The sequence below is a fragment of the Pirellulales bacterium genome, from assembly GCA_036490175.1.
Lineage (GTDB): Bacteria > Planctomycetota > Planctomycetia > Pirellulales > JACPPG01 > JACPPG01.
Map to the genome: position 1 here is coordinate 1 of DASXEJ010000305.1, position 19,853 is coordinate 19,853.

The 19,853-nt window shown below is 59.4% G+C and carries 16 protein-coding genes; 6 read left to right on the forward strand and 10 right to left on the reverse strand.

Annotated features, from left to right (window positions below; translation table 11 throughout):
* Nucleotides 1-271: dockerin type I domain-containing protein (locus VGG64_23535; GenBank protein HEY1602597.1), on the forward strand; the 271-nt coding region annotated here is incomplete at its 5' end.
* A 274-nt stretch (nucleotides 272-545) separates the two neighbouring features.
* Complete coding sequence (locus VGG64_23540) at nucleotides 546-1,739, forward strand: DUF1559 domain-containing protein (protein ID HEY1602598.1); 1,194 nt, start codon at nucleotides 546-548, stop codon at nucleotides 1,737-1,739.
* Nucleotides 1,740-1,823: 84 nt separating this feature from the next.
* On the opposite strand, the gene VGG64_23545 is transcribed toward VGG64_23540, so the two are convergent.
* From VGG64_23545 to VGG64_23560, 4 genes are all read right to left on the reverse strand, one after another.
* Nucleotides 1,824-2,831: a polyprenyl synthetase family protein gene (locus VGG64_23545; GenBank protein ID HEY1602599.1), complete on the reverse strand. Its 1,008-nt coding sequence runs from the start codon at nucleotides 2,829-2,831 to the stop codon at nucleotides 1,824-1,826.
* 313 nt (nucleotides 2,832-3,144) lie between these two features.
* Complete coding sequence (gene moaC, locus VGG64_23550; GenBank protein ID HEY1602600.1) at nucleotides 3,145-3,621, reverse strand: cyclic pyranopterin monophosphate synthase MoaC; 477 nt, start codon at nucleotides 3,619-3,621, stop codon at nucleotides 3,145-3,147.
* A gap of 476 nt (nucleotides 3,622-4,097) precedes the next feature.
* A complete protein-coding gene (locus tag VGG64_23555; protein ID HEY1602601.1) occupies nucleotides 4,098-4,823 on the reverse strand; it encodes a helix-turn-helix domain-containing protein in 726 nt (241 codons plus the stop codon).
* Nucleotides 4,824-5,467: 644 nt separating this feature from the next.
* Complete coding sequence (locus VGG64_23560; protein ID HEY1602602.1) at nucleotides 5,468-5,632, reverse strand: hypothetical protein; 165 nt, start codon at nucleotides 5,630-5,632, stop codon at nucleotides 5,468-5,470.
* On the opposite strand from VGG64_23560, the gene VGG64_23565 reads away from it, so the two are divergent.
* On the forward strand, nucleotides 5,631-6,875 hold the full coding sequence (locus VGG64_23565) for a chitinase (GenBank protein ID HEY1602603.1): 1,245 nt from the start codon (nucleotides 5,631-5,633) through the stop codon (nucleotides 6,873-6,875). The genes VGG64_23560 and VGG64_23565 overlap by 2 nt on opposite strands.
* Nucleotides 6,876-7,032: 157 nt before the next feature.
* Here the strand turns inward: VGG64_23565 and smc are convergent, their stop codons facing one another.
* The 5 genes from smc to VGG64_23590 all read right to left on the reverse strand — a co-directional run bounded on the left by smc (nucleotide 7,033) and on the right by VGG64_23590 (nucleotide 14,822).
* Nucleotides 7,033-10,671, reverse strand: a complete 3,639-nt coding sequence (gene smc, locus VGG64_23570) for a chromosome segregation protein SMC (GenBank protein HEY1602604.1) — start codon at nucleotides 10,669-10,671, stop codon at nucleotides 7,033-7,035.
* A 54-nt stretch (nucleotides 10,672-10,725) separates the two neighbouring features.
* Entirely contained in the window at nucleotides 10,726-12,567 is a 1,842-nt protein-coding gene (locus VGG64_23575; protein ID HEY1602605.1) for a flagellar basal body P-ring protein FlgI, read from the reverse strand.
* 308 nt (nucleotides 12,568-12,875) lie between these two features.
* Nucleotides 12,876-13,115 (reverse strand): membrane protein insertion efficiency factor YidD, encoded by a 240-nt coding sequence (yidD, locus tag VGG64_23580; GenBank protein HEY1602606.1) that lies wholly within the window; start codon nucleotides 13,113-13,115, stop codon nucleotides 12,876-12,878.
* The gene (rnpA, locus tag VGG64_23585) at nucleotides 13,112-13,468 is read right to left on the reverse strand and encodes a ribonuclease P protein component (GenBank protein HEY1602607.1); all 357 of its coding nucleotides are present in this window, start codon (nucleotides 13,466-13,468) and stop codon (nucleotides 13,112-13,114) included. The genes yidD and rnpA overlap by 4 nt, the downstream gene beginning before the upstream one ends.
* A gap of 388 nt (nucleotides 13,469-13,856) precedes the next feature.
* Nucleotides 13,857-14,822: a DnaJ C-terminal domain-containing protein gene (locus tag VGG64_23590; protein HEY1602608.1), complete on the reverse strand. Its 966-nt coding sequence runs from the start codon at nucleotides 14,820-14,822 to the stop codon at nucleotides 13,857-13,859.
* Nucleotides 14,823-15,245: 423 nt separating this feature from the next.
* Between VGG64_23590 and VGG64_23595 the strand changes: the two genes are divergently transcribed.
* On the forward strand, nucleotides 15,246-15,449 hold the full coding sequence (locus tag VGG64_23595; protein ID HEY1602609.1) for a TOBE domain-containing protein: 204 nt from the start codon (nucleotides 15,246-15,248) through the stop codon (nucleotides 15,447-15,449).
* Between the two features lie 5 nt (nucleotides 15,450-15,454).
* On the opposite strand, the gene VGG64_23600 is transcribed toward VGG64_23595, so the two are convergent.
* Nucleotides 15,455-16,381, reverse strand: a complete 927-nt coding sequence (locus tag VGG64_23600; GenBank protein HEY1602610.1) for a LysR family transcriptional regulator — start codon at nucleotides 16,379-16,381, stop codon at nucleotides 15,455-15,457.
* Nucleotides 16,382-16,616: 235 nt separating this feature from the next.
* Between VGG64_23600 and aceB the strand changes: the two genes are divergently transcribed.
* Together aceB and aceA are read left to right on the forward strand one after the other, a co-directional pair.
* The gene (gene aceB / locus VGG64_23605) at nucleotides 16,617-18,227 is read left to right on the forward strand and encodes a malate synthase A (protein HEY1602611.1); all 1,611 of its coding nucleotides are present in this window, start codon (nucleotides 16,617-16,619) and stop codon (nucleotides 18,225-18,227) included.
* A gap of 77 nt (nucleotides 18,228-18,304) precedes the next feature.
* Nucleotides 18,305-19,708, forward strand: a complete 1,404-nt coding sequence (gene aceA / locus VGG64_23610) for an isocitrate lyase (GenBank protein ID HEY1602612.1) — start codon at nucleotides 18,305-18,307, stop codon at nucleotides 19,706-19,708.
* Nucleotides 19,709-19,853: the final 145 nt, after the last annotated feature.

Below are 19,853 nucleotides of genomic sequence, written 5' to 3' on the forward strand. Positions count from 1 at the left end.
CAGCAGCTGGTTGCAATCCACCTTCGCCGGCGACGTCAATGGCGATGATGTTGTCAACGGACTCGACCTCAACACCGTTGCCTCGCATTGGCTCCTCTCGTTACCAACCGGGGATGGCTCTGCGTCGAGCACCGTCGACAGTGACCGCGCCTTTTTGATGACGGCGGCGCCAGGCATCACGTTAGCACCGGTGAACGGCGGCGCCGATCATACAACGTCATTCTCGGAGATTCCAATTCCGTACCCAGGACAGCTGCGGTTGACAGCGTGATGTCGCAGCAAGTCCGTGCAGAGCCGGCAATTCGCGGCCCATCGGACACTTCGAGCGCCGTGTGGCCCGCGCGCGAATCTTCTCAGGTTGACGCACAAAGCGCTTCGGTTGGCGAGTCAAGGAGGGCGACGGTCGACGACGAGCTGCTGAGCACACTGGCTAGCAGCCGACAATTTGTCGCCTCCCTGACACCGGCACGGGCCGTCGGGCACCGTGGTAGTTCCCTTTACTCGTCCGGCGCAGGTTGATGCGGGGCAATCCAGGAAAAAGGCAAATGTCAAGAAAACAAAGGGTAGTAAGGAAGCTTGCAATGTGTAGACGGGCATCCGCACGCGGATTTACGCTGGTTGAATTGCTAGTCGTCATCGCCATCATCGGGATTTTGATCGCGTTGCTGCTGCCAGCTGTTCAAGCGGCGCGCGAAGCAGCACGCCGCAGCCAGTGCATCAATAATCTCAAGCAAATCGGCGTTGCGCTGGCCAACCACGAAAGCGCCATGCAATACTTCCCACAGGGTCGTCAATACCCTGATTTTGCAAACGGAAGCAAGATCCAAGTGAAGTACACAAATTACGACAGTGCCACGCAGCAGACCTCCGCGTGGCAAACCGGCTATTACTCGGTACATGTCCGTCTACTTCCTTACATGGAGCAGACAGCCGTTTACAGCATGATCAACTTTTCTGTTGCGCAAGCGCATCAGATGACGGCTGGCGGCATACCCGTCAATGTTAACTACCAGGCGTATGACACGGCCCAAGGGTTGTTCATTTGCCCTTCGGATCCGAACACAGGCCGCGTCATTTCGGAAAACAACTACGTCTACAACTTCGGCGGCGCCACGCCATACGCGGGGGCAGTGGACACAAATAATCAGTCCACGCGCACCGCTGTGAGCCTAGGTAACGGCGCATTTACCTATGGTACGGCGCTCCGCACTGGAGATTTCACCGACGGGTTGTCGAATACTGCTTTCTTCTCAGAACGCACGAAGGGGAGCGGGCGGAATTACAACGTTGAGCTCCCGGCGAAGAGCGACATCGTGGACGGCAGGCCGCTGGGTGTGACGTCCGGGCTGATGGACGTCACCGCCATGTATAACGCTTGTCTGAGTTACGTTCCGGCGGTCGATTCAAATAATTACACGTCCTTTGGCCGATGGCTGGAAGTCGACTGGGGAAAGGGAGACATCAACTACAGTGACGGCTGGCCCTTCGCCGGGTACGACGGCACAATGTACAACCATGTGGCCACACCCAACTGGATAGGCTACGACTGCGCTTACGACCCAATCGCCGACACGCCGGGCGAGCATGCGATCGTCACCGCCCGCAGCGAGCACCCGGGTGTCGTCAATGTCTGCTATGGCGACGGCCATGTGGGCATAGTCGCTTCTTCCATTGACTTGCAGGTATGGCGAGCACAGGGAACGCGCAACGGCAGCGAGCCTGTGTCAGCTGGTCAGTAACCAGTGCAGGATCGGGGGCAATTGTTACCAGCTTCGAGCGCATCCTTGAATAGAGGACAGGCGGGTATGGTGGATAGCCGGACTTTAGTGCTGACGCTCGACGGCGAAATCGGCAACGTGTTCCAGCACCGTGCGGGCGGCACTTGGCGCCAATTGAGCGAGCTCGCCGCGCGCCCGGTCAGCGTACCAGCGGGCCTTGTCCCGGCTGTATGCGATGGCATCCGTTTTCTCGAACCAGTGGTCCAAGGTGCCGTTATTCCGCGGCGCGGCGCGGTCGAGCAACGCGATGATCTTGGCCTGTTCCAATTCATTGACCTGTGACAACAGGCGAATCAAAGGAAGCGTCGGCTTGCGCTGCTCGAGATCGGTACCCAGCGATTTGCCGGTGGTGATTTCATCTCCTTGCACGTCGAGCAGATCATCGACGATTTGGAAGGCAATACCCAAGTAACGCCCATAGCGCGCCAGTGATTCTTCCACGTGCGCTGCCGCTCCGGCATAGTGTGCCCCCAGGCGGCAGCAGCAGGCACAAAGCTCGGCGGTCTTGGCTTCGATGATATCGAGATATTGCTGCTCGGAAAGTTGATACTTGCCGCGGCTGTCTATTTGCCGCAGTTCCCCTTCGCACACAGTATTAGTCGCTTTGCCGATCGTCTGGCAGGCGAACGTGGTGCCGAGAGTACTGGCAAGATAGAAAGAATGCGTGAACAAATAATCGCCCAACAGCACGCTCGACTCGTTTCCCCACCGCGCATTCACAGTATCGAGGTGGCGGCGAATACTGGCGTCGTCGAGTACGTCGTCGTGGACGAGCGTCGCCGTATGGATCATTTCCATCACGGCCGCCAGAACCAGGTGCTCGCGGCCGACGGAACCGGTCGATTTGGCTGCCAACAGCACCAAGGCGGGTCTCAAGCGTTTGCCACCCAAGCGGAAACTATGACGAACCAACTCGTCGACGGCGGGATACTTGCTGCGCAGCTCATTGCGCAGGATGTCTTCTGCCTGCGCAAGCTCCTCGGCAATGGGATCGTAGAGCCGTGCGAGGAGATTATTGTGAGATCCGTCGGAAACGTCGGCCAATTGGCTCATGCCCATCCTCGAATCGCTGCCATGCGCATGTCGTGGTTGCTGACGGGGTTGCTGGGGGACTGGAGAAGCCTCATGCTAGCCGCCGCCTGTACGGTAGTGGTGGTGCCGGACGCGTGCCGTCGGGTAGACGGAGTTCCCTGTACGGCAAGGGTGAACGCAAAAGCAGCCCAGGCATTCAGCTACGCTCGGGATGGATGATCCCGGGCTGCCGAGACTACAACCGCATTCCACCCGGCGGTTTTAACCGATCACAGCGATGTCGGAAACAGGCGCTCCCTGAAACAGAGTGCGGTCTCAACCGGCGCTCATGCTCCTAGTTGCCTCGGCGGTAATGGCCCGATCGTCCTCCTTGCTTTTCTTCGAGTTGAATACTGCCGACGACGATGCCGCGGTCGACCCCTTTGCACATGTCATAAATCGTCAGGGCCGCAATGCTTACGGCTACGAGCGACTCCATCTCGACCCCTGTTCGCGATGTGACGCGCGTCGTCGCTTCAATGGCAATGGTCGTAGCGTCGAGAAAGTCAAACATAATCTCTACCGAATCGAGCGGAAGTTGATGGCAGAGAGGAATTAGCTCGCTGGTCCGTTTTGCTGACATTATGCCGGCCAGCCGCGCCACCTCCAGCACATCCCCTTTGGCCATCCGCCGATCGCGGAGCAATTCGAGAGTGGCCGCAGCCAATTGTACTCGTCCGCTGGCCCTGGCCATGCGCGCGGTGACCGGCTTGTCGCCGACGTCTACCATGCGGCTAGCGCCCTGCGAGTCGAAATGGCTTAGTTCATCCATTTAGCCGCGCCGTGATCGAAATGAGACGGTTCGTCCAACCGATTCGGTCATTGTAGAGATCACCCGGCAGGCGTCGAGGGTGCCGGGCCGCCGGCCAGCAGGTTCATTCGAGGGGCGCCGGCCGAAGCACAGGGGGCGAAGAGTCGCCGAAAGCCCGATACAAGGGCCTGGCAAGGCCGGGACCGGCCGGGGCGCCCCGGGCCGCAGGCGTGCAGCCCAAAGCTGGGGAGAGTGCGGTAGGCGACGTGCCGTTTTCCTGTCAGTGCGCGGCGAAGAGCGCTGGCAGGTCCACAAGAAGCATTCAAACGAGGGGCAATGCTGGGTCCGGGAATACCCAGCGTTGCCATGAGCCGAGTCTTTCGGCTGCCTCGCAGAATCCGAGCCGTCGCGGGGGTCTGCCGCGACGGGTTGATCTTTTGAGCGGCGAAGCCGACTGCCCCAGAGGGCATTAGGCGTATATCCGAATCACGCAGTTCCTAGACGAGCTCTTTCCGGGCACCAATCAATGTCCGAATACGCTCGGCCAAGAGAGCCACGTCGAAAGGCTTCTTGAACGTCTCGTTGATGCTCGAACGATCGAAGCTGTTCGCATTGCCGTCATCGGGCAGCAGCGCGATCAGAATCGTTTCGGCATACTCCGTATTGCGACGCAGATTTTGACAAATCTGCAGCGCCTCGGTGCGACCGATCGAGAAATCGACGATGATCGAATCCGGATGGAAGCTCTCAGCCTGAATACCGGCCTCGAAGCCACTGGCCGCAACCGCCACGCGGAACGAACGCTCGGCGGGGAGTTCCCGCTTGAGGTTCTCAATCAGGACCTGGTCCTGACCGACGATCAGCACTTTTGCCATTGCTTCGTCTTCCAAGTCGCCCAGCGGCATGCCGTGCTCCTTGAGAAAGCGAATCAAATACTCACGAGGGATTCTCCGGTCTTGCGAGCCGGGAATACGGTAGCCCTTGAGCCGGCCGGAATCGAACCACTTGCTCACCGTGCGGGGGGCCACTTTACAGATCTTGGCGACCTGTCCAGTTGTAAAGACCTTCATCGCAAACTCTCCAATTCGTTCACGTTGTTTGGGATCTTCGCTCTTCCGGAATGACCAAGTTCCCGGAAGAACATCAGCCCCTCGCTTGCGTTTCTGGCGGCCTTCTCGCGGTCCTTCGTGCCGGCTGTGGGCAACCGGGCCGCCATCTGGCAAGCATCTGGGTCGGGGCTTTACGTGTTTTGGCTCTTTGTCGGCTCTGGCTCAGCTCCCTCTGACCGGTGCCATACATTCTTCCTATCGACGTGCATTGCAATCAGCATGTAGTGAAAATCCGTAAACTAGGGAACACGCGTTCCCTCCGCGCCAATACGGACAGTCACAGCAGGCTAGAACGCAAGCACGTGCGGCGAACACAGCGAGGGGGAGCCGGCGCGCAATCAACCGTGTTGTGGCTGATTTACCAGCGTATAAGGCGTGGCTTGTGGCAGGTCCCCCCTGCGAACTCACCCAAGCAGCACATGTCTCGTTTGAGACGCTGTGTGCCTGATGAGCTATCCGCAAGTAAGTTTCGAGATAAAGCCGGTTGTGACTTTAAAAACTTTTTCCAATCGTAACGCCCTCCACGGTCATGCCGCTCTTTCCAGGGGCAGAAGGGCAATGGTTTGCGGGATATCGGCTGTTTGGGAGCGTAGTCCTATGCCTGCGGCCGGCTCCAACTGTCGTGACGTTAGCGATTGCATCGATCCTGCCAGGCGAAACGTAGATATCACTTCTCGCGGTTGCAACGTCCCGACGCGAGCGTGCGGCGGCGCTATGGGGGTACACGGGCGAAACAAGTTCGCTGCGCGGCGCCGCTTTCAATCGGGCGTCGCCGACAAGCCATTTGCACGCGAATATTCCGACTGTCCCCCTACTGATTCTACGCCCCCCATGACGTAGAGTTTTTTGCGAGCGAGCGCGTCCTTCACGGGGCTGCCGTTCCGCAAACCGAACGCGACGCCGGGAACGAGAGATCGAATCATGGCAAGCTTTTCGGAGCTGGAGCCTTTCGGGTCGCCGAGACGGAAGGCGACCAGCTCGTGGGGAATCGAGGCTAACCCGGGGACGACCGCCGGCAACGGCGTGCTAGCGACTGAGGTCGATTCTGCATTATCCGGCGGGGCTGGCAGCTTTGCTCCGCAATCGTCGCCGGAAAGCAACGGGGCCGCTGGTGCGTCCGCACGATCTGGTCAAGCGTGCATGTTGCGCCGCGTTGCTCCGTATCCGGCATCCTCAGGTGTTCAGCCGTCACGGACACTTTGGCCACGAAATGTATTCGCACCGTTTGTCGACGTGGGACTATCGCCCGCATCCGGACCGTACCCCCAGTTCGACCTACTCGGAGCGGCTCAGGCCCTCGGCGTGAAGTATTTCAACCTGGGATTCGTGAACGGGGATTTCAACGGCCAGCCGATCTTTGCCGGCTATCGTTTGGACAGCCCGTGGGATCATGGTTTGCGCCGGCAGATCAAGGAGCTGCGGCAAAGGGGTGCCGACGTCGCCCTTTGTTTTGGGGGGGCCAATGGCGCGGAAATGGAACTCGCGCGGGTCGTCGACGACGTCAACGAACTAGCGACAGCTTACGAACACGTCGTTGATTCCTATGGCGTGAACCGCGTGAACTTTGCAATCGAGGAGTCTGCGTTAGTTGATCAGGAATCAATCGATCGTCGCTCGCAGGCCATCGTCTGTTTGCAGCAAAAACGGGCTTGCGCAGGGCATCCGCTGGAGGTCTGGCTTTCCCTCCCTGCGATGCCTGCCGGTCTAACGACGGACGCGCTCCGTGTTGTCATCTCGGCCTATGCGGCGCGCATCGACTTGGGGGGCGTCAACCTTATGGCTATGAATTTTGGTGAAGCTGCGGCGCGCGATCCTGAAGAGCGGACGGGCGACCTGGCGATTCAAGCGGCCCATGCCGCGGTCGATCAGCTGTGCGAAATTCAGGATTCACTGAACTCGGGAACCTGTGCTGCGCAAGTTTGGGGCCAGGTCGGGATCACGACCATGGTCGGCCAGAACGACACATTGACCGAGAGGTTCTACCAGCGCGACGCACAAAAGCTATTAGCCTTTGCCGAGGTAACGCGTCTCGGCCTGCTCTCGATCTGGTCGATCAATCGCGACGCGAGCACTGGCATTGCCAACTACGATTCGACAGGAATCGCGCAGGAGCCGTTCGAGTTTACGACGATCCTCGCCCCATATGCGAACTACGCCTGCGCCTAGACGGCGCGCTCGAATCAAGTGTGAGCTTCGCGGTGCGGGACACAGTGTCCGCTTCGAGACGTTTCCGCCGATCGACCATTTCACATGCCCACGAGTTGCGTAAGCCTGGCACCGTGCAATCGAGACGCCAAACAGCCAACGCGGCATGTGTGCCGCATCATGCGGCCTGCGTCTCGTCGTCTCCCGCAGCGCCCTTGGCCGAGGCGTCCTCTTCCGGCCGGAGTTCATCGTCGGTACTGACGTCTTCGAAGCGGACGGATACGCGTTTCGACACGCCCGACTCTTGCATGGTCACGCCGTACAAGGTCGTAGCGCAGGTCATCGTTTTCTTGGAATGCGTAACCACGATGAATTGCGTCCAGGCGAGGAACTCTTGCAGCACCGTGATGAACCGTTCGATATTCGCTTCATCTAACGCTGCGTCGACCTCGTCGAGTACGCAGAAAGGACTAGGCCGGTATTGAAAGATCGCCAACAGCAGTGCCACGCATGTGAGCGTCTTTTCGCCACCACTCAGCAACGAGATGTTTCGTGGCTCTTTGCCGGGGGGCCTCGCGACGATCTCTATGCCGCTTTCTAACAGATCCACCCCCTCGTCCTGCACAATGTCAGCCTGACCGCCGCCGAACATCTTGCGAAACAACGCCTGGAAATTTATGCGGACCTGCTCCAGCGTTGCGGTAAACAGTCGGCGACTGTCGGTGTTGATGCGGTCGATGATCTCGACGAGCGATTGTTTGGCCTCGGTCAAATCCTTGAATTGTTGCGACAAATGCCCGAAGCGCTGCTCCAACTCTTCGAGCTCGGCAAGGGCGTCAAGATTGACATTGCCGATATGCGCGATCTTGCGGCGCAGTTCGGCGATCTCCAGGTCGATCTCTTCACGCTGACGTGCCTCGTCGTTCGTCATGGGGGGCTCGAAGGCAGCGAGGTCCAAGCCGTAGTCTTCCTGCAATCGATCCGCGACCGCTGTGCGAGCGTGACGAACTTCGTGCGTCGCCAATTCGTGCGCGTGCATCCGCTCGTCTAGTTGGCGCATCTCGGTGCGCAGCCGTTGGACGGCGCTCAATGAGGCCGTGCGACGGCCGCGGCCCGCTTCCTGCTCCGCGATCAGGGCGGTTGTCTGGTCGACGGCCTGTTCCTTATCCAAGTACAGAATGGCCAGCTCCGATTCGGCCGCCAGCACGGTACGTTCGGCGTGAATCAGTCGTTCCAGGCATTGCGCCAACTCGCTGGCCACTTCATCGACGGTGCGGCGACGTTCGCGCTGGTCTTGCTCCAGTTGGTGAGCCCGCAGCCGCAAATTTGCCAGCCGCTCTTCTCTTTTGCCGAGTTCGATTTTGGTAGCCGCGACCTCGGCCTCGGTCGCGGATCGCTCCTGATCGAGCGCCGCGGTTTGCGCCGTGAGTTCGGCGGCCTGGCTCTCCATTGTTGCCAGCGTTGTTCGGGCGGCCTGCAATCTTGCGTGGAGCGTCTGCAGTCCGGTTTCGGCCGCGTCGGCTTGTTGATTAGCGTTGCCCAGATCGAGGCGGAGCCGCTTCTGCTCGATCTCGATTTGCGTGCTACGTTCCTGGGCCGTACCAGATCGCAGGCGCAATTCGCCGAGACTGGCCGCCAAATGTGCATGTTCCAGCTCAGCGTCGGCCAACGACCGCTGAACCTCGGCCATATCCGCGGCCACGGCGACACTGGTCGTAGTCTGACCAGCGATCGACGTTTCGAGTTCAGCAACCTGGGCACGCAGCATCTCGAGCTCGCTCTGTCGCGAGATCAAACCGGCCGACGGCGAGCATGGTCCGCAAGATAACGTGCCAGCGCCTGAGCAAGCTTCACCCGTTAATGTGACGAAGGTGAGCTGGACGTGTTTTCGGGCCAGTTCCGCGGCGCGGGACAGCGAATCGACAATCCACGTATGGCCCAATAGCCTTACTGCCAGCGGCACAAATGGAGGGGAGGTGTGGACGAATTCATCGGCGCGACCGACAATGCCAACCTCGCCGTGCAGATCGACCTCGCGCGTCGTCGTACCGTGTGTCCGGTCGTCGATGGGTGTGAACGTAATCTGGCTGGAGAATTGTTGAGGATCTTGCCGTAGCGAGGCGAGCATCTCGTCCAGCGATGTGACGACGATGTGTTGCGCCCGCTCAGCCAGCGCAACCTCGATGAGCGGCGCCATTTCAAGATTGACTTGCAGTAACTCAGCCACTACGCCGCGGACGTGCCGAAACACTCCGTTCGGCTCCGCCTGCGCTTGGGCAAGCACCTGCTTGACGCTTTCGCCATAGCCATCGCGGCGCCGCTGAAATTCTTCGAGCACGGTGGCCCGCTCGCGAGATGCGGCGAGTTGCTGGCGAGCCTGGTCGAGCTCGCGCAGTAGTTTTTGCTGCTGCTCACTGAGCGTGGTCAATCGTTCGTGCGCTGAGGTTTCACGGCGATGCTGTTCGTCCATCGCTAACGCCAGCGCGCTATCCTGCCGATGGAATTCCGCGATCTCCGTAGCTAGGACCTCGCCGGCGGCTGCCAGGTCGCTGAGTTTTTGCTCGTGCTGCTGGCGGCGACTGCGCGCGGATTCGAGTCGCGCCGTGAGCGTACTCGCTTCACTCTCCCAGGCGGCCGCTTTGCGCATCTCGCTCAGGTGTGCTTCGCGCGACTGTTCGGCCTGGCGACGCATGGCCGTCAGCCGGCCAGTTACATCGGCCAGCCGTTGATCCTCAATCGTCGTGGCCGTGACGACCCGCGCATACTCTTGTTCGGCGGTGGCAACGTGCGAGACGGTCTCGTTCCATTGTTGTTGTAAAGACCCAACTCGCACGCTGACGGCGGCCAATTGGCGACGCAGCCGCAGGGCCTCTTTCTCAAGTTCGGCGCTGCGCCGGCGTTGATTCTCGTTGGTAGCCTCGCGCGTTGCGATGCCCTCGCGAATCTGCGCACCGCGCCCTTCGCTAGTGCGGATGCGGTCTGAAATCTCGGCCAACGTGCTTTCATCAGCCACCGCCGAAGCGTCGGCTCGATCCGCCTCGAGTAGGGCCGTAGCTCGCTGTTCGGCGAGCGTGGCAAGTGTGGCGTCCATCTCGGCCAGCCGCGCACTATGCTGGCGCCAATCGACCAGCCCGACGTAGGTGCGCAATTCTTGTAAACGGTCGGCGTGCTCCTGGTAGCGGCGCGCCTTGGCCGCCTGCAGGCGCACCTGGCGAAGGCGATGCTCCACTTCGGCCACGATGTCGCCTAGCCGCAAAAGATTCTGCTCGACACGCTCCAGCCGCCGCAACGATTCGACTTTTTTCGCCTTGAACCGGCTGATCCCAGCGGCCTCTTCGAATATCAGACGTCGTTCGCGCGGCGAGGATTGCAGCAGAACATCGACCTTGCCCTGCTCGATGACACTATAAGCCTCGGTCGCCACGCCGGTGCCAACGAACAGCTCGCGAATATCGCGCAAACGGCAGGGCTGCCTGTTCAGTAGATACTCGCCCTCGCCGTTGCGATACACACGGCGCGTGACCAGCACCTCGGGGGTATCGATCGGCAGTCGACGCGTGACGTTATTAAGCGTGAGGGTCGTTTCCGCGTAATTCAATGGCGCCCGACTGGCCGATCCATTGAAGATCACGTCGGCCATTTCTTTGCCGCGCAGGGTTTTGACGCTTTGCTCGCCTAAGACCCATTTGATGGCGTCGACCACGTTGGACTTGCCCGATCCATTGGGCCCCACCACGGCCGTTATGCCGGGCGGAAAGTCGAAACGGGTCTTGTCGGCAAAGCTCTTGAAGCCGACAAGTTCCAGTGCCTTGAGCATGACTAACTTGGAACGGGCGAAAAAGGAAGAAATCGAGCGCCGAGTGCCCCGGGGCTACTGCCCTATTGTACTCAACCAGGACTTGCCTGACTTGGGCTTCTTCTGGTCTGAGTCGTGGTCCGAGTCCGTTTTGGCCGCGGCTCGGGCGGGCCGCTTGTCGAGGGTTTTTTGCCCACTGTCGAACAACCCCGGCAAGGGATTGGCGACGGCGACGCCTTGGCTAACGTGATCGTCGTCTTTCCCAGATTCGGAATCGTCTGGGGACGGCTCCTCCTCGTCATCGTCGTGGCGGATTGCACCGCCGCGGTCGTAGAGACGCCCGCCGGCGGGAATGGCGTCGAGTTCGAGGCGGCTGGCTAGCGCGCCATTCGCGCGGGCCTGCTGCAACGCTTGAACGACATCCGGGTACGTACCGCCCAATTCGACGATTGTGCGGACACAGTCGTCGACGGTCGTCGACACGACGCGCTTCTGGTCTGGCTCGTCCGGAGCGAAGTGCGAGACCGTCACTTGATCGTCTCTGCCGGTCAACATGATGTTTTTACCGGCTTCGATAACGAAGGGCGTCACGAGCTTCTGGTCGTGGCCGAACAGGACTACCTCGGCGCGGTAGCTACGAGTAATGTGAATCAGCGGCGGTCCCATGGTATCGAGAATGTGGTAGCTGAATTGATCGCCGAGCCGCTCGCCGCGCACCAAGGGGTCTTGAGCACTCATCGCCCATAGCGAGCGGAAAGCGCCGTAGCGCGTCTCGGCGCTCGGCAGATCCAACAGGCCTCGCAACCCTTCGTAGGCGGCGAAATCGTCCATAGCACTAAGGGCGGCCAGGGCATAGGCGCGGAAGGCCGGCACATCGCGAGCCGCTTCAGCCAATGGCGCCGCGGCCTCTTTTTGATCGAGATAGGCCAGGGCTTCGGCCGAGTAGAAGCGCACTTCCGGATCGGCCGATTTCAGCCCTACGAGCAATGTCGGAACGCCTTCCTTGCCGATTGCCTCGAGGCGCAGAGCAGAAGTCGATGCCGTGATCGGATCGAGCAGTTGCCGTTCCACCAGCGCTTGTCGTGCCATCTGTTGCGAAGGGGATTCCTTGAACGCAATGGACCGTACGACCTGCATGTACCTCTCGACGTTGTCCTTGTAGCGAGGATGAACAATCAGGTCGACATGCTGGTCGTCCTTGGGATTAGCCACGCCCTTCTTGACGCCCCCTGAGTACGTGTGGAACCGACGATTGACGACTTCGCCGATTTGCCAACTGACCGGTATGCTGCGATGATCCGGCTTCAAGACCAATGCCAAAGGCCGCGACTTGAGTGCCACGCCGCCGGCCAATACGCGGCCCCGGCCGACCGCGATATGATTTTTATCCCGGGTATCGGCCGACGGATCGACCATCACTGGTCCCTGCGCCTTGGCAAGCAAGCTGCCCTCGCGGAGGCTGCCCTGCAAAATGGCCATTTCGGCCAACCGTGATTCCATCAGCCATCCGTCGCGAAGACTTGTTGTCCCACTGCGGCTGGGCAGACGGACTTCGACATCGAAATGATCTCCTTGCTGGATGCCGGGTCGCAGATAGCCACGCACCATCACCAGCGAAGCGGTGCCTGACGAGAGAATCTGATTGGGGTGAGCAACACCGAAAGCCTTCATCTCGTTGACTAACTCATCGCGCTGCGGCGACGGCTCGGGATCACTGCCTGTCCCTGGCAGTCTAGTGATGAGGGCCACAGATTCCACTTTAACGGGATGCATGCCGTAGGGAACGGAATAGTCGCCGACAAGCTTGACGCGCGGTGTGTCTAAGTCCGGCTCGGGGCTTTGCGAGCGGAGAAACGGTCCTGAGCAGCCACTCATTAGGACCAATACGACGATAAAACACCAGCGTCCAGGCCTCATGGCGCTGCACTCCGTGCAAAGGCGCACGATCGGGTCGGACGCGCAGAATCGTGCGCAAGGACCGACAATCGGCGCAGGAACTATTCCGAATGGATCAGAGAAAGGTAGTCGGGCGGGGAAGATAGTGGCCCGTCGCCGGCTAGTCAAGGTGACCTTGTCGGGCAGTCTACGGGACAAGGAACTTGCGGCAAAAAAAACCGACCTTCGGATACGCGGTATCTCCGTGGCGCGCGATACGTAACGGCAATTTTGCGCGAGTGTGCGCATCCGCGGTAGTACTGCAATCTGCTACCAGCTAGCCGTGAGAGCTAAGGAGGGTCGTAGCCTCCTTGGTGAAAGGGGTGGCACCGGCAGATCCGCCAAATGCCCCGCAAGGTTCCGCTAATGGCCCCGTACTTGCGCACAGCTGCGATGAAGTAGTTGCTGCAGGTCGGCTCGAAGCGACACTGGCGGCCTACCAGCGGGCTCAGCGTGTATTGATACAGACGCACGAGCAAGATCAATACCTCTCCCGGAACGCCCACGATAACCGTGAGAAAGGGACTCAACTCAGGTTCCTCCGCAAACGCTTGTCGAGCCGGCGGGCCAGGTTGATGAGCGAGGATTGGTAGTCTTCGAGCTTTAGGTTGCAGCCTGTCTGCGGAATCAAGACCAGGTCTAGCTTCGGCAACTGGTCGCGGACCAGCCGAAACGCCTCTCGCAGTAATCGCTTGTGCCGATTTCGACGCACTGCCCCGCCGAATCGTCGCGATACCGATAGCCCAATTCGCGGATGCCCGTACGAATTCTCGCAGCCACAAACCCGCAGCATCTGGTCCGTGGCCGCTTGCCGAGCAGCGTACACGCGTTGAAATTCGGTGCGATGCTTCAGTCGATAGCGGGGTGGTAGTCCGTGTGTCAATATCGCCTCAGATGATGGTTTCGGTGTCTGGGGGATCATCGTTCAGCGACGCTAAATCGAGTGGGACCGGTACATGAGGTCGTTTTACGACTGGGCGATTTGGTGGGGTAAACCGCGACCAGCGCCGCACCATGCGCCCGCCCAGAATTACCATTATGATCAGGCCCACGCCTGCCAGAACGATCGCCAAGAGAGCCAATAGCAAGGTCGCCCGGGTCGCCGGATCCAATCCCGCGATAGGCGCCTCGGCGAAAAGGAAGAGGACAGGACTCATTTTTCTGGATGTGCCAGAACGGCGTTGCTCGGCAGACACGATCGCATCTGTAATGATCGCACGTCGCGACTACTTAGAACAATAACTTGGCGTCTCTGGTTCTTCACTGCTTGCTTACCAGCGCAAATCGGCTCGCGGGTTTTGCGGATGTTTATCACATATTTCGCGGATCTGTTGGATCTCGCTGCCTTCGAGTGGCTTGGGCAGCGCGATCAGGATCTCGGCGTAAAGATCGCCCGCCGTTTTTCCCGATCGGGCAACACCGTGCCCTTTGACACGCAGTCGCGCGCCGCTCGACGTCCCCGGCGGAACACGCAGTGCCACGGTTCCCGTGGGGGTAGGCACTTCGACCTTGGCTCCTTCGGCTGCTTCGAGAAGAGTAACGGGTACACGCACGTCCAGATCATCACCACGACGACGGAAAGAGGGGTGAGGGGCAATGCGGATCTTGATCAGCAAATCGCCTTCGGGACCACCATTGAGTCCTGATTCGCCCTGCCCTCGGAGTCGGATCTTCTTTCCTTCTTCGATTCCGGCGGGAATTTTCACGCGGATTGCATCGACCTTGCCAGAGGCTCGTTGGATGCTGACCTGGGCATGGCCCCCGGTGACGGCGGTACTGAAGGGGATTTCGAGTTCGCTCTCTAAATCGGCACCCGGCTGGCGTTGCGCGGCACGCGAGCGGCGCGATTGTTTCGCCGAGCGGCCGCCGAGCCCTCCAAAGAGATCGGCGAAGCCACCCCCTTCTGCACCTCCGCCAAAACGATCGCCGAATATCTGCGAGAAATCGAAGTTCGCCGAATCTTGGCCGCCGCCCGCCGAGTGCCATTGACCACCGGGATTCCCGCCGGCAGCGGCGTTCTCGAACGAACTGCCATAGCGGTCGTATAGCTCGCGTTTCTTGGAGTCGTTCAATACGTCGAAGGCCCGTTGTACTTCTTGAAACTTCTCCTTAGCCGTTTTGTCGTCGGGATTTAGATCGGGATGATATTTGCGCGCCAGGCGTCGGTAAGACTTTTGAATGTCCTCTTGCGATGCCTCCCGGGCGACTTCCAGTGTCTTGTAGTAATCGTCGGACATGCGTTACCGTGGGGTGGCAATCGATCGTGGATGTGTTTATTGCCCGAGGTTTTGGCTCGCCGGGCCATCGGCAAACGAGTCGGAGCAAGCTCAGGCAGATTGGTCGATCAGGGCTACCTCGGCCGGCCCTACGAGCTTCTTTCCCAAGCATACTCTTGCCTGTCGAGCAAACCGACTGGCGACTTGGCCGATCATCATTCTAGCGCCTGGCACCATCGGGCAGCAAGGACGCCCGCATCACCCTTGAATCACCGCTAGCCATCCGACTTACCACTCGCCGTCAATTCACCACTCCGGCTGCGATCATATCGGTTTTGCCGGATCGGCCTGGGCGGCACCCGGAGACGCTAGTACATTGGCGCGAGAGCCTATCCGTGACGCAATTTCCAGGCGTCGAGCGTTCCCTCGAAGAAAGGACTCCCCATGCTGAGCGCGCGTAATCAAGTCTCTGGTCAGATCAAAGCAGTGAAACTCGGTGCGGTCGCGGCCGAGGTGGTAATCTCGGCCGGCGGTATCGAACTCGTAGCCGCCATTACTCGCGACTCTGTGGAGCGCATGAAACTGGCCGCAGGCGATCAGGTAACGGCCGTTATCAAAGCCTCGGATGTGATTATCGCCAAGGATTGAGCGCGTTATGTCGGCCTCTTGGGCACCGCCTTGGCCATGATTTCGATGAAGCGCTGCGATTGCGGCGAAAGGAATTTTCCGCGCCGCAACACCACGCCGTAACGTCGCGTCGGAAAGTAGCGCTTCATCGGGATGGCTGCCAGCGCTTCCTTTCCGGTTAAGCAAAGGCTCGCCACGATCGAGATCCCCAGGCCCAATTCGACGTATTTCTTGATGACTTCCCAGCCGCCGGCTTCGAGCTTGACGTGGTATTTCAGCTTGTGCTTGTGAAATACGAAGTCGACGACTCGCCAAGTTGCCAGATGCCGCGGCGGCAGGATCAACGCGTGGGCGGCCACGTCGCGAATGGTGACTTCTTTCTTCTTCGCCAAAGGATGGTCGCGCGAGGTAATCAACATCGGTTCGGCCGCGAACATGTCGCGGTAGTCCATTCCTTCGCCTTCTTCCGTCATGGGACCGACGGCGAAATCGATTTGGTCGGCCCGCAGCATTGCCACGCCATCGCGCCCCGTGACGTTGTGTAATTTCAGCTCGATCGCCGGATAACGATCGGCGAATTCCTTGATGAACGGGGGTAGCAGATACAGCAGGGTGGATTCACCGGCGGCGATATCCAAGCGTCCTGCCTCGATGCCGCCGCGACGAGCGGCAAATTTTTGGCCCAGCGCGTCAATGCCCTCGACCAGCGGCAACGCCAATTCGAAGAGCGTCTTTCCTTCCGGCGTGAGCGTGATCTTTGGACCGCGTCGCTCGAATAGGGCCGTTTTCAATTCGCGCTCGAGCGCCTGTATCTGCAAAGACACGGTCGGCTGGCTGAGAAACATGCGCTCGGCCGCTTTCGATACGCTGCCGGCTTGCGCGGCGAAGCAGAAGCTGCGCAGCTGTGGCAAGCGGCTTCCTTTGTAAGCGTGCGCCAGTCGTCGGCCGGTCATCATCCGCTCCCTTCGGGAATGATTGAGATACTAAATACTAGGTATTTCATTGATTGTAGCAATTCAATCTATTGACACAATTAGTTTCTCAAATAATGGCGCGTTCGTTAGTATTCGTAAGGAGTCGAGCAGCCTGACCGGCCGGTCGGCGACAGCTGCTCGGGCGGCTCATCGCCGCCTGGAAATGCCTCTCGCCCCGCATTTGCCCAGGCCTTAAAAGGAAGGAATTCTCGTCATGTCTCCAGCGACGCTCGTTCGCCCCCGCCTGTCGGCCGCCCAAATAACTGGCCCGCTGATTCCGGCAGGCGAAGAAATACTGACGCCGGGCGCCTTGGAGTTCTTAGCGCGGCTGCAACGAAGTTTCAATCCACGCCGCCGAGAGTTGCTCGCGCGCCGGCAACAGGTGCAGGCCCGGATCGATGCCGGTCAACTGCCCGACTTTTTGCCGCAAACACGCGGTATTCGCGACAGCGATTGGCGTGTCGTCGACATACCTGCGGACTTGCTTGATCGGCGCGTCGAAATCACGGGCCCGGTCGATCGCAAGATGGTAATCAACGCGCTCAACTCCGGCGCGAAGATGTACATGGCCGATTTTGAGGATTCGCATGCGCCGACGTGGGAAGCGACGCTCCAAGGACAAGTCAATTTGCGCGATGCGGTGCGGGGAACGATCGAACTGATCTCGTCCGAAGGGAAGGAATATCGCCTCAATCGTCAAACCGCCACGCTATTGGTGCGGCCGCGCGGCTGGCACCTGGTTGAGAAGCATGTGCAAGTCGATGGTCAACCGGTGTCGGCGTCGCTCTTCGACTTCGCCATGTTTGCCTACCACAACGCTACGCACCTAGTCGAGAGGGGAACCGGCCCCTACTTTTATCTGCCCAAGCTCGAGAATCATTTGGAGGCGCGGCTCTGGAACGAAGTTTTCGTTGCCGCCGAAGGAGAGCTGGGGCTAGCGCGCAGCACGATGCGGGCAACCGTTTTGATCGAGACGATTTTGGCCGCCTTCGAGATGGATGAAATTCTATGGGAACTGCGCGAACATTGCGTGGGTCTGAACTGCGGTCGCTGGGACTACATATTCAGCTTCATCAAGAAATTTCGCGGCCGGCCGAGCTGTGTGCTTCCCGACAGGGCGCTGGTGACAATGACCACGCACTTCCTGCGCAGCTACTCGCAGTTGTTGATCAAAACCTGTCACCGCCGAGGTGCTCTGGCAATGGGGGGCATGGCGGCACAGATTCCCATCAAGAACAATCCGGAGGCCGATACGGCAGCCGTCGAAAAAGTACGGCAAGACAAGCTGCGCGAAGTGGCAGATGGTCACGACGGTACTTGGGTTGCGCATCCGGGACAAGTATCCGTCGCGATGCAGGTTTTCGACCAGCATATGCCGACGGCAAATCAACTACACATTTCGCGAGAAGACGTGCAGGTTACCGCTGCCGATTTACTCCGCGTGCCGATGGGGTCGATCACCGAAGCAGGCCTGCGCACGAACGTCCTTGTCGGCCTGTTGTACCTGGCGTCCTGGCTGCGCGGTAATGGCTGTGTTCCCATCGATTATTTGATGGAGGATGCCGCCACTGCCGAGATTTGCCGCGCGCAGATGTGGCAGTGGATCCGACATCCGCAAGGCGTGCTGACCGATGGGCGCCGGGTGACCGTCGAAGTATTTCGTCAGCTGCTTGCTGAAGAACTCGACAAGATACGCGGGTCAGTCGGCGAGCAAGCGTTCGTGCCTGGCAAATTCGCATTGGCCGCGCAATTGATGGACCGCATCGTGTCGAGCGACGAGTTTGTAGAGTTTTTAACCTTGCTTGCTTACGAGTTCCTGAAGTGACGGGGGGTGGAATGATGCTCGCTCAAACTCATTTCACTTTCACGCATCGCACAAAACATCGCCACGGGAGATCAAAAATGATTCGTCGTGCCAGCGCGTCGACAGAAGAACTAAAAATGCGTTGGGCATCCGACGCCCGTTGGCAAGGAATTCAGCGAGAATATTCCGCCGACGATGTTGCTCGGCTGCGCGGTAGCGTGCATGTCGAGCATTCGCTCGCTCGCCTTGGGGCAGAGCGCTTGTGGGGCCTGCTGCAAACTGAACCGTACGTTCACGCCCTGGGGGCGCTGACCGGTAATCAAGCGTTGCAAATGGCCGAGGCGGGATTGCAAGCCATTTACCTCAGCGGTTGGCAGGTGGCGGCCGACATGAATAACGCCGGCCAGATGTATCCGGATCAAAGCTTGTATCCGGCGGACAGCGTGCCCAATGTGGTGCGGCGCATCAACAACGCCTTTCGACGTGCGGATCAAATCCAGCAGGCCGAAGGGCGGCACGACAAGGACTATTTCTTGCCCATCGTGGCTGACGCCGAAGCAGGGTTTGGCGGCGCGCTGAATGCGCTGGAGTTGATGAAAGCCATGATCGAGGCGGGCGCTGCAGCCGTACACTACGAAGACCAATTGGCCAGTGAAAAGAAGTGCGGACATTTGGGGGGCAAGGTGCTCGTGCCAACGTCGCAATTTATCCGCACCCTGACCACGGCGCGACTGGCTGCCGATATTTTGGACGTGCCGACGATCCTTATTGCCCGCACCGACGCCGAAGCGGCACGTTTAGTCACGAGCGACGTCGACCCCTGCGATCGGCGTTTCTTGACAGGCGAGCGTACCAGCGAGGGTTTTTACCGCATGACTGGCGGACCGGACGTGTCCATCGATCGGGCGCTGTCCTACGCCCCGTACGCCGATTTGCTATGGTGCGAGACTTCGCATCCCGATCTTGAGGAAGCTCGCACGTTTGCCGAGGCAGTCCACGACCGCTTTCCCGGCAAGATGCTCGCCTACAATTGCTCGCCATCATTTAACTGGAAGCGCAAGCTCGACGACGTGACGATCGGACGCTTTCAGCGCGAACTGGGGGCCATGGGCTACAAGTTCCAGTTTATCACGTTAGCCGGGTTTCACGCTTTGAACTTGTCGATGTACGAACTGGCACGCGGATATCGCGACCAGGGCATGACGGCCTATGCCGCATTGCAAGAGCGCGAGTTCACGTGCGAGGCCGAGGGGGATTACCGTGCCACAAAACATCAGCGATTTGTGGGCACCGGTTACTTTGACGCGATAACACAGTGCGTAGCTCGCGGCCAGGCGTCGACAACTGCGCTCGATGGTTCGACTGAGGAAGCGCAATTCGCCGGTGGCGCGCAAGCCAACCATACGGTCCGCCAGGATTCGTTCGCGCCAACGGGATCGGTTGCGACAAAGGCCGCCACCACCCTTGCCAGCGATTCGAACAACATCTGGTCGACGGACTAAGAGTCGGAACTCCCGTCAGGAATCGTGGTTTACGCGACGAGGACGAATGCGGATTCACCACACAGGCACGGAAAATACTAGGAATGCTGAATGCAAAATGATGGATGATAAATGTGGAGAGCGTGTCTGCCATTCATCATGCACA

Coding starts and splice junctions, on each gene's coding strand:
- aceA (HEY1602612.1), top strand. CDS start 18,305: ATGATTCGTCGTGCCAGCGCGTCGACAGAAGAACTAAAAATGCGTTGG.
- smc (HEY1602604.1), bottom strand. CDS start 10,671: ATGCTCAAGGCACTGGAACTTGTCGGCTTCAAGAGCTTTGCCGACAAG.
- VGG64_23545 (HEY1602599.1), bottom strand. CDS start 2,831: ATGAGCCAATTGGCCGACGTTTCCGACGGATCTCACAATAATCTCCTC.
- VGG64_23600 (HEY1602610.1), bottom strand. CDS start 16,381: ATGACCGGCCGACGACTGGCGCACGCTTACAAAGGAAGCCGCTTGCCA.
- VGG64_23575 (HEY1602605.1), bottom strand. CDS start 12,567: ATGAGGCCTGGACGCTGGTGTTTTATCGTCGTATTGGTCCTAATGAGT.
- aceB (HEY1602611.1), top strand. CDS start 16,617: ATGTCTCCAGCGACGCTCGTTCGCCCCCGCCTGTCGGCCGCCCAAATA.
- moaC (HEY1602600.1), bottom strand. CDS start 3,621: ATGGATGAACTAAGCCATTTCGACTCGCAGGGCGCTAGCCGCATGGTA.
- VGG64_23540 (HEY1602598.1), top strand. CDS start 546: ATGTCAAGAAAACAAAGGGTAGTAAGGAAGCTTGCAATGTGTAGACGG.
- VGG64_23595 (HEY1602609.1), top strand. CDS start 15,246: ATGCTGAGCGCGCGTAATCAAGTCTCTGGTCAGATCAAAGCAGTGAAA.
- VGG64_23590 (HEY1602608.1), bottom strand. CDS start 14,822: ATGTCCGACGATTACTACAAGACACTGGAAGTCGCCCGGGAGGCATCG.
- VGG64_23560 (HEY1602602.1), bottom strand. CDS start 5,632: ATGATTCGATCTCTCGTTCCCGGCGTCGCGTTCGGTTTGCGGAACGGC.
- VGG64_23565 (HEY1602603.1), top strand. CDS start 5,631: ATGGCAAGCTTTTCGGAGCTGGAGCCTTTCGGGTCGCCGAGACGGAAG.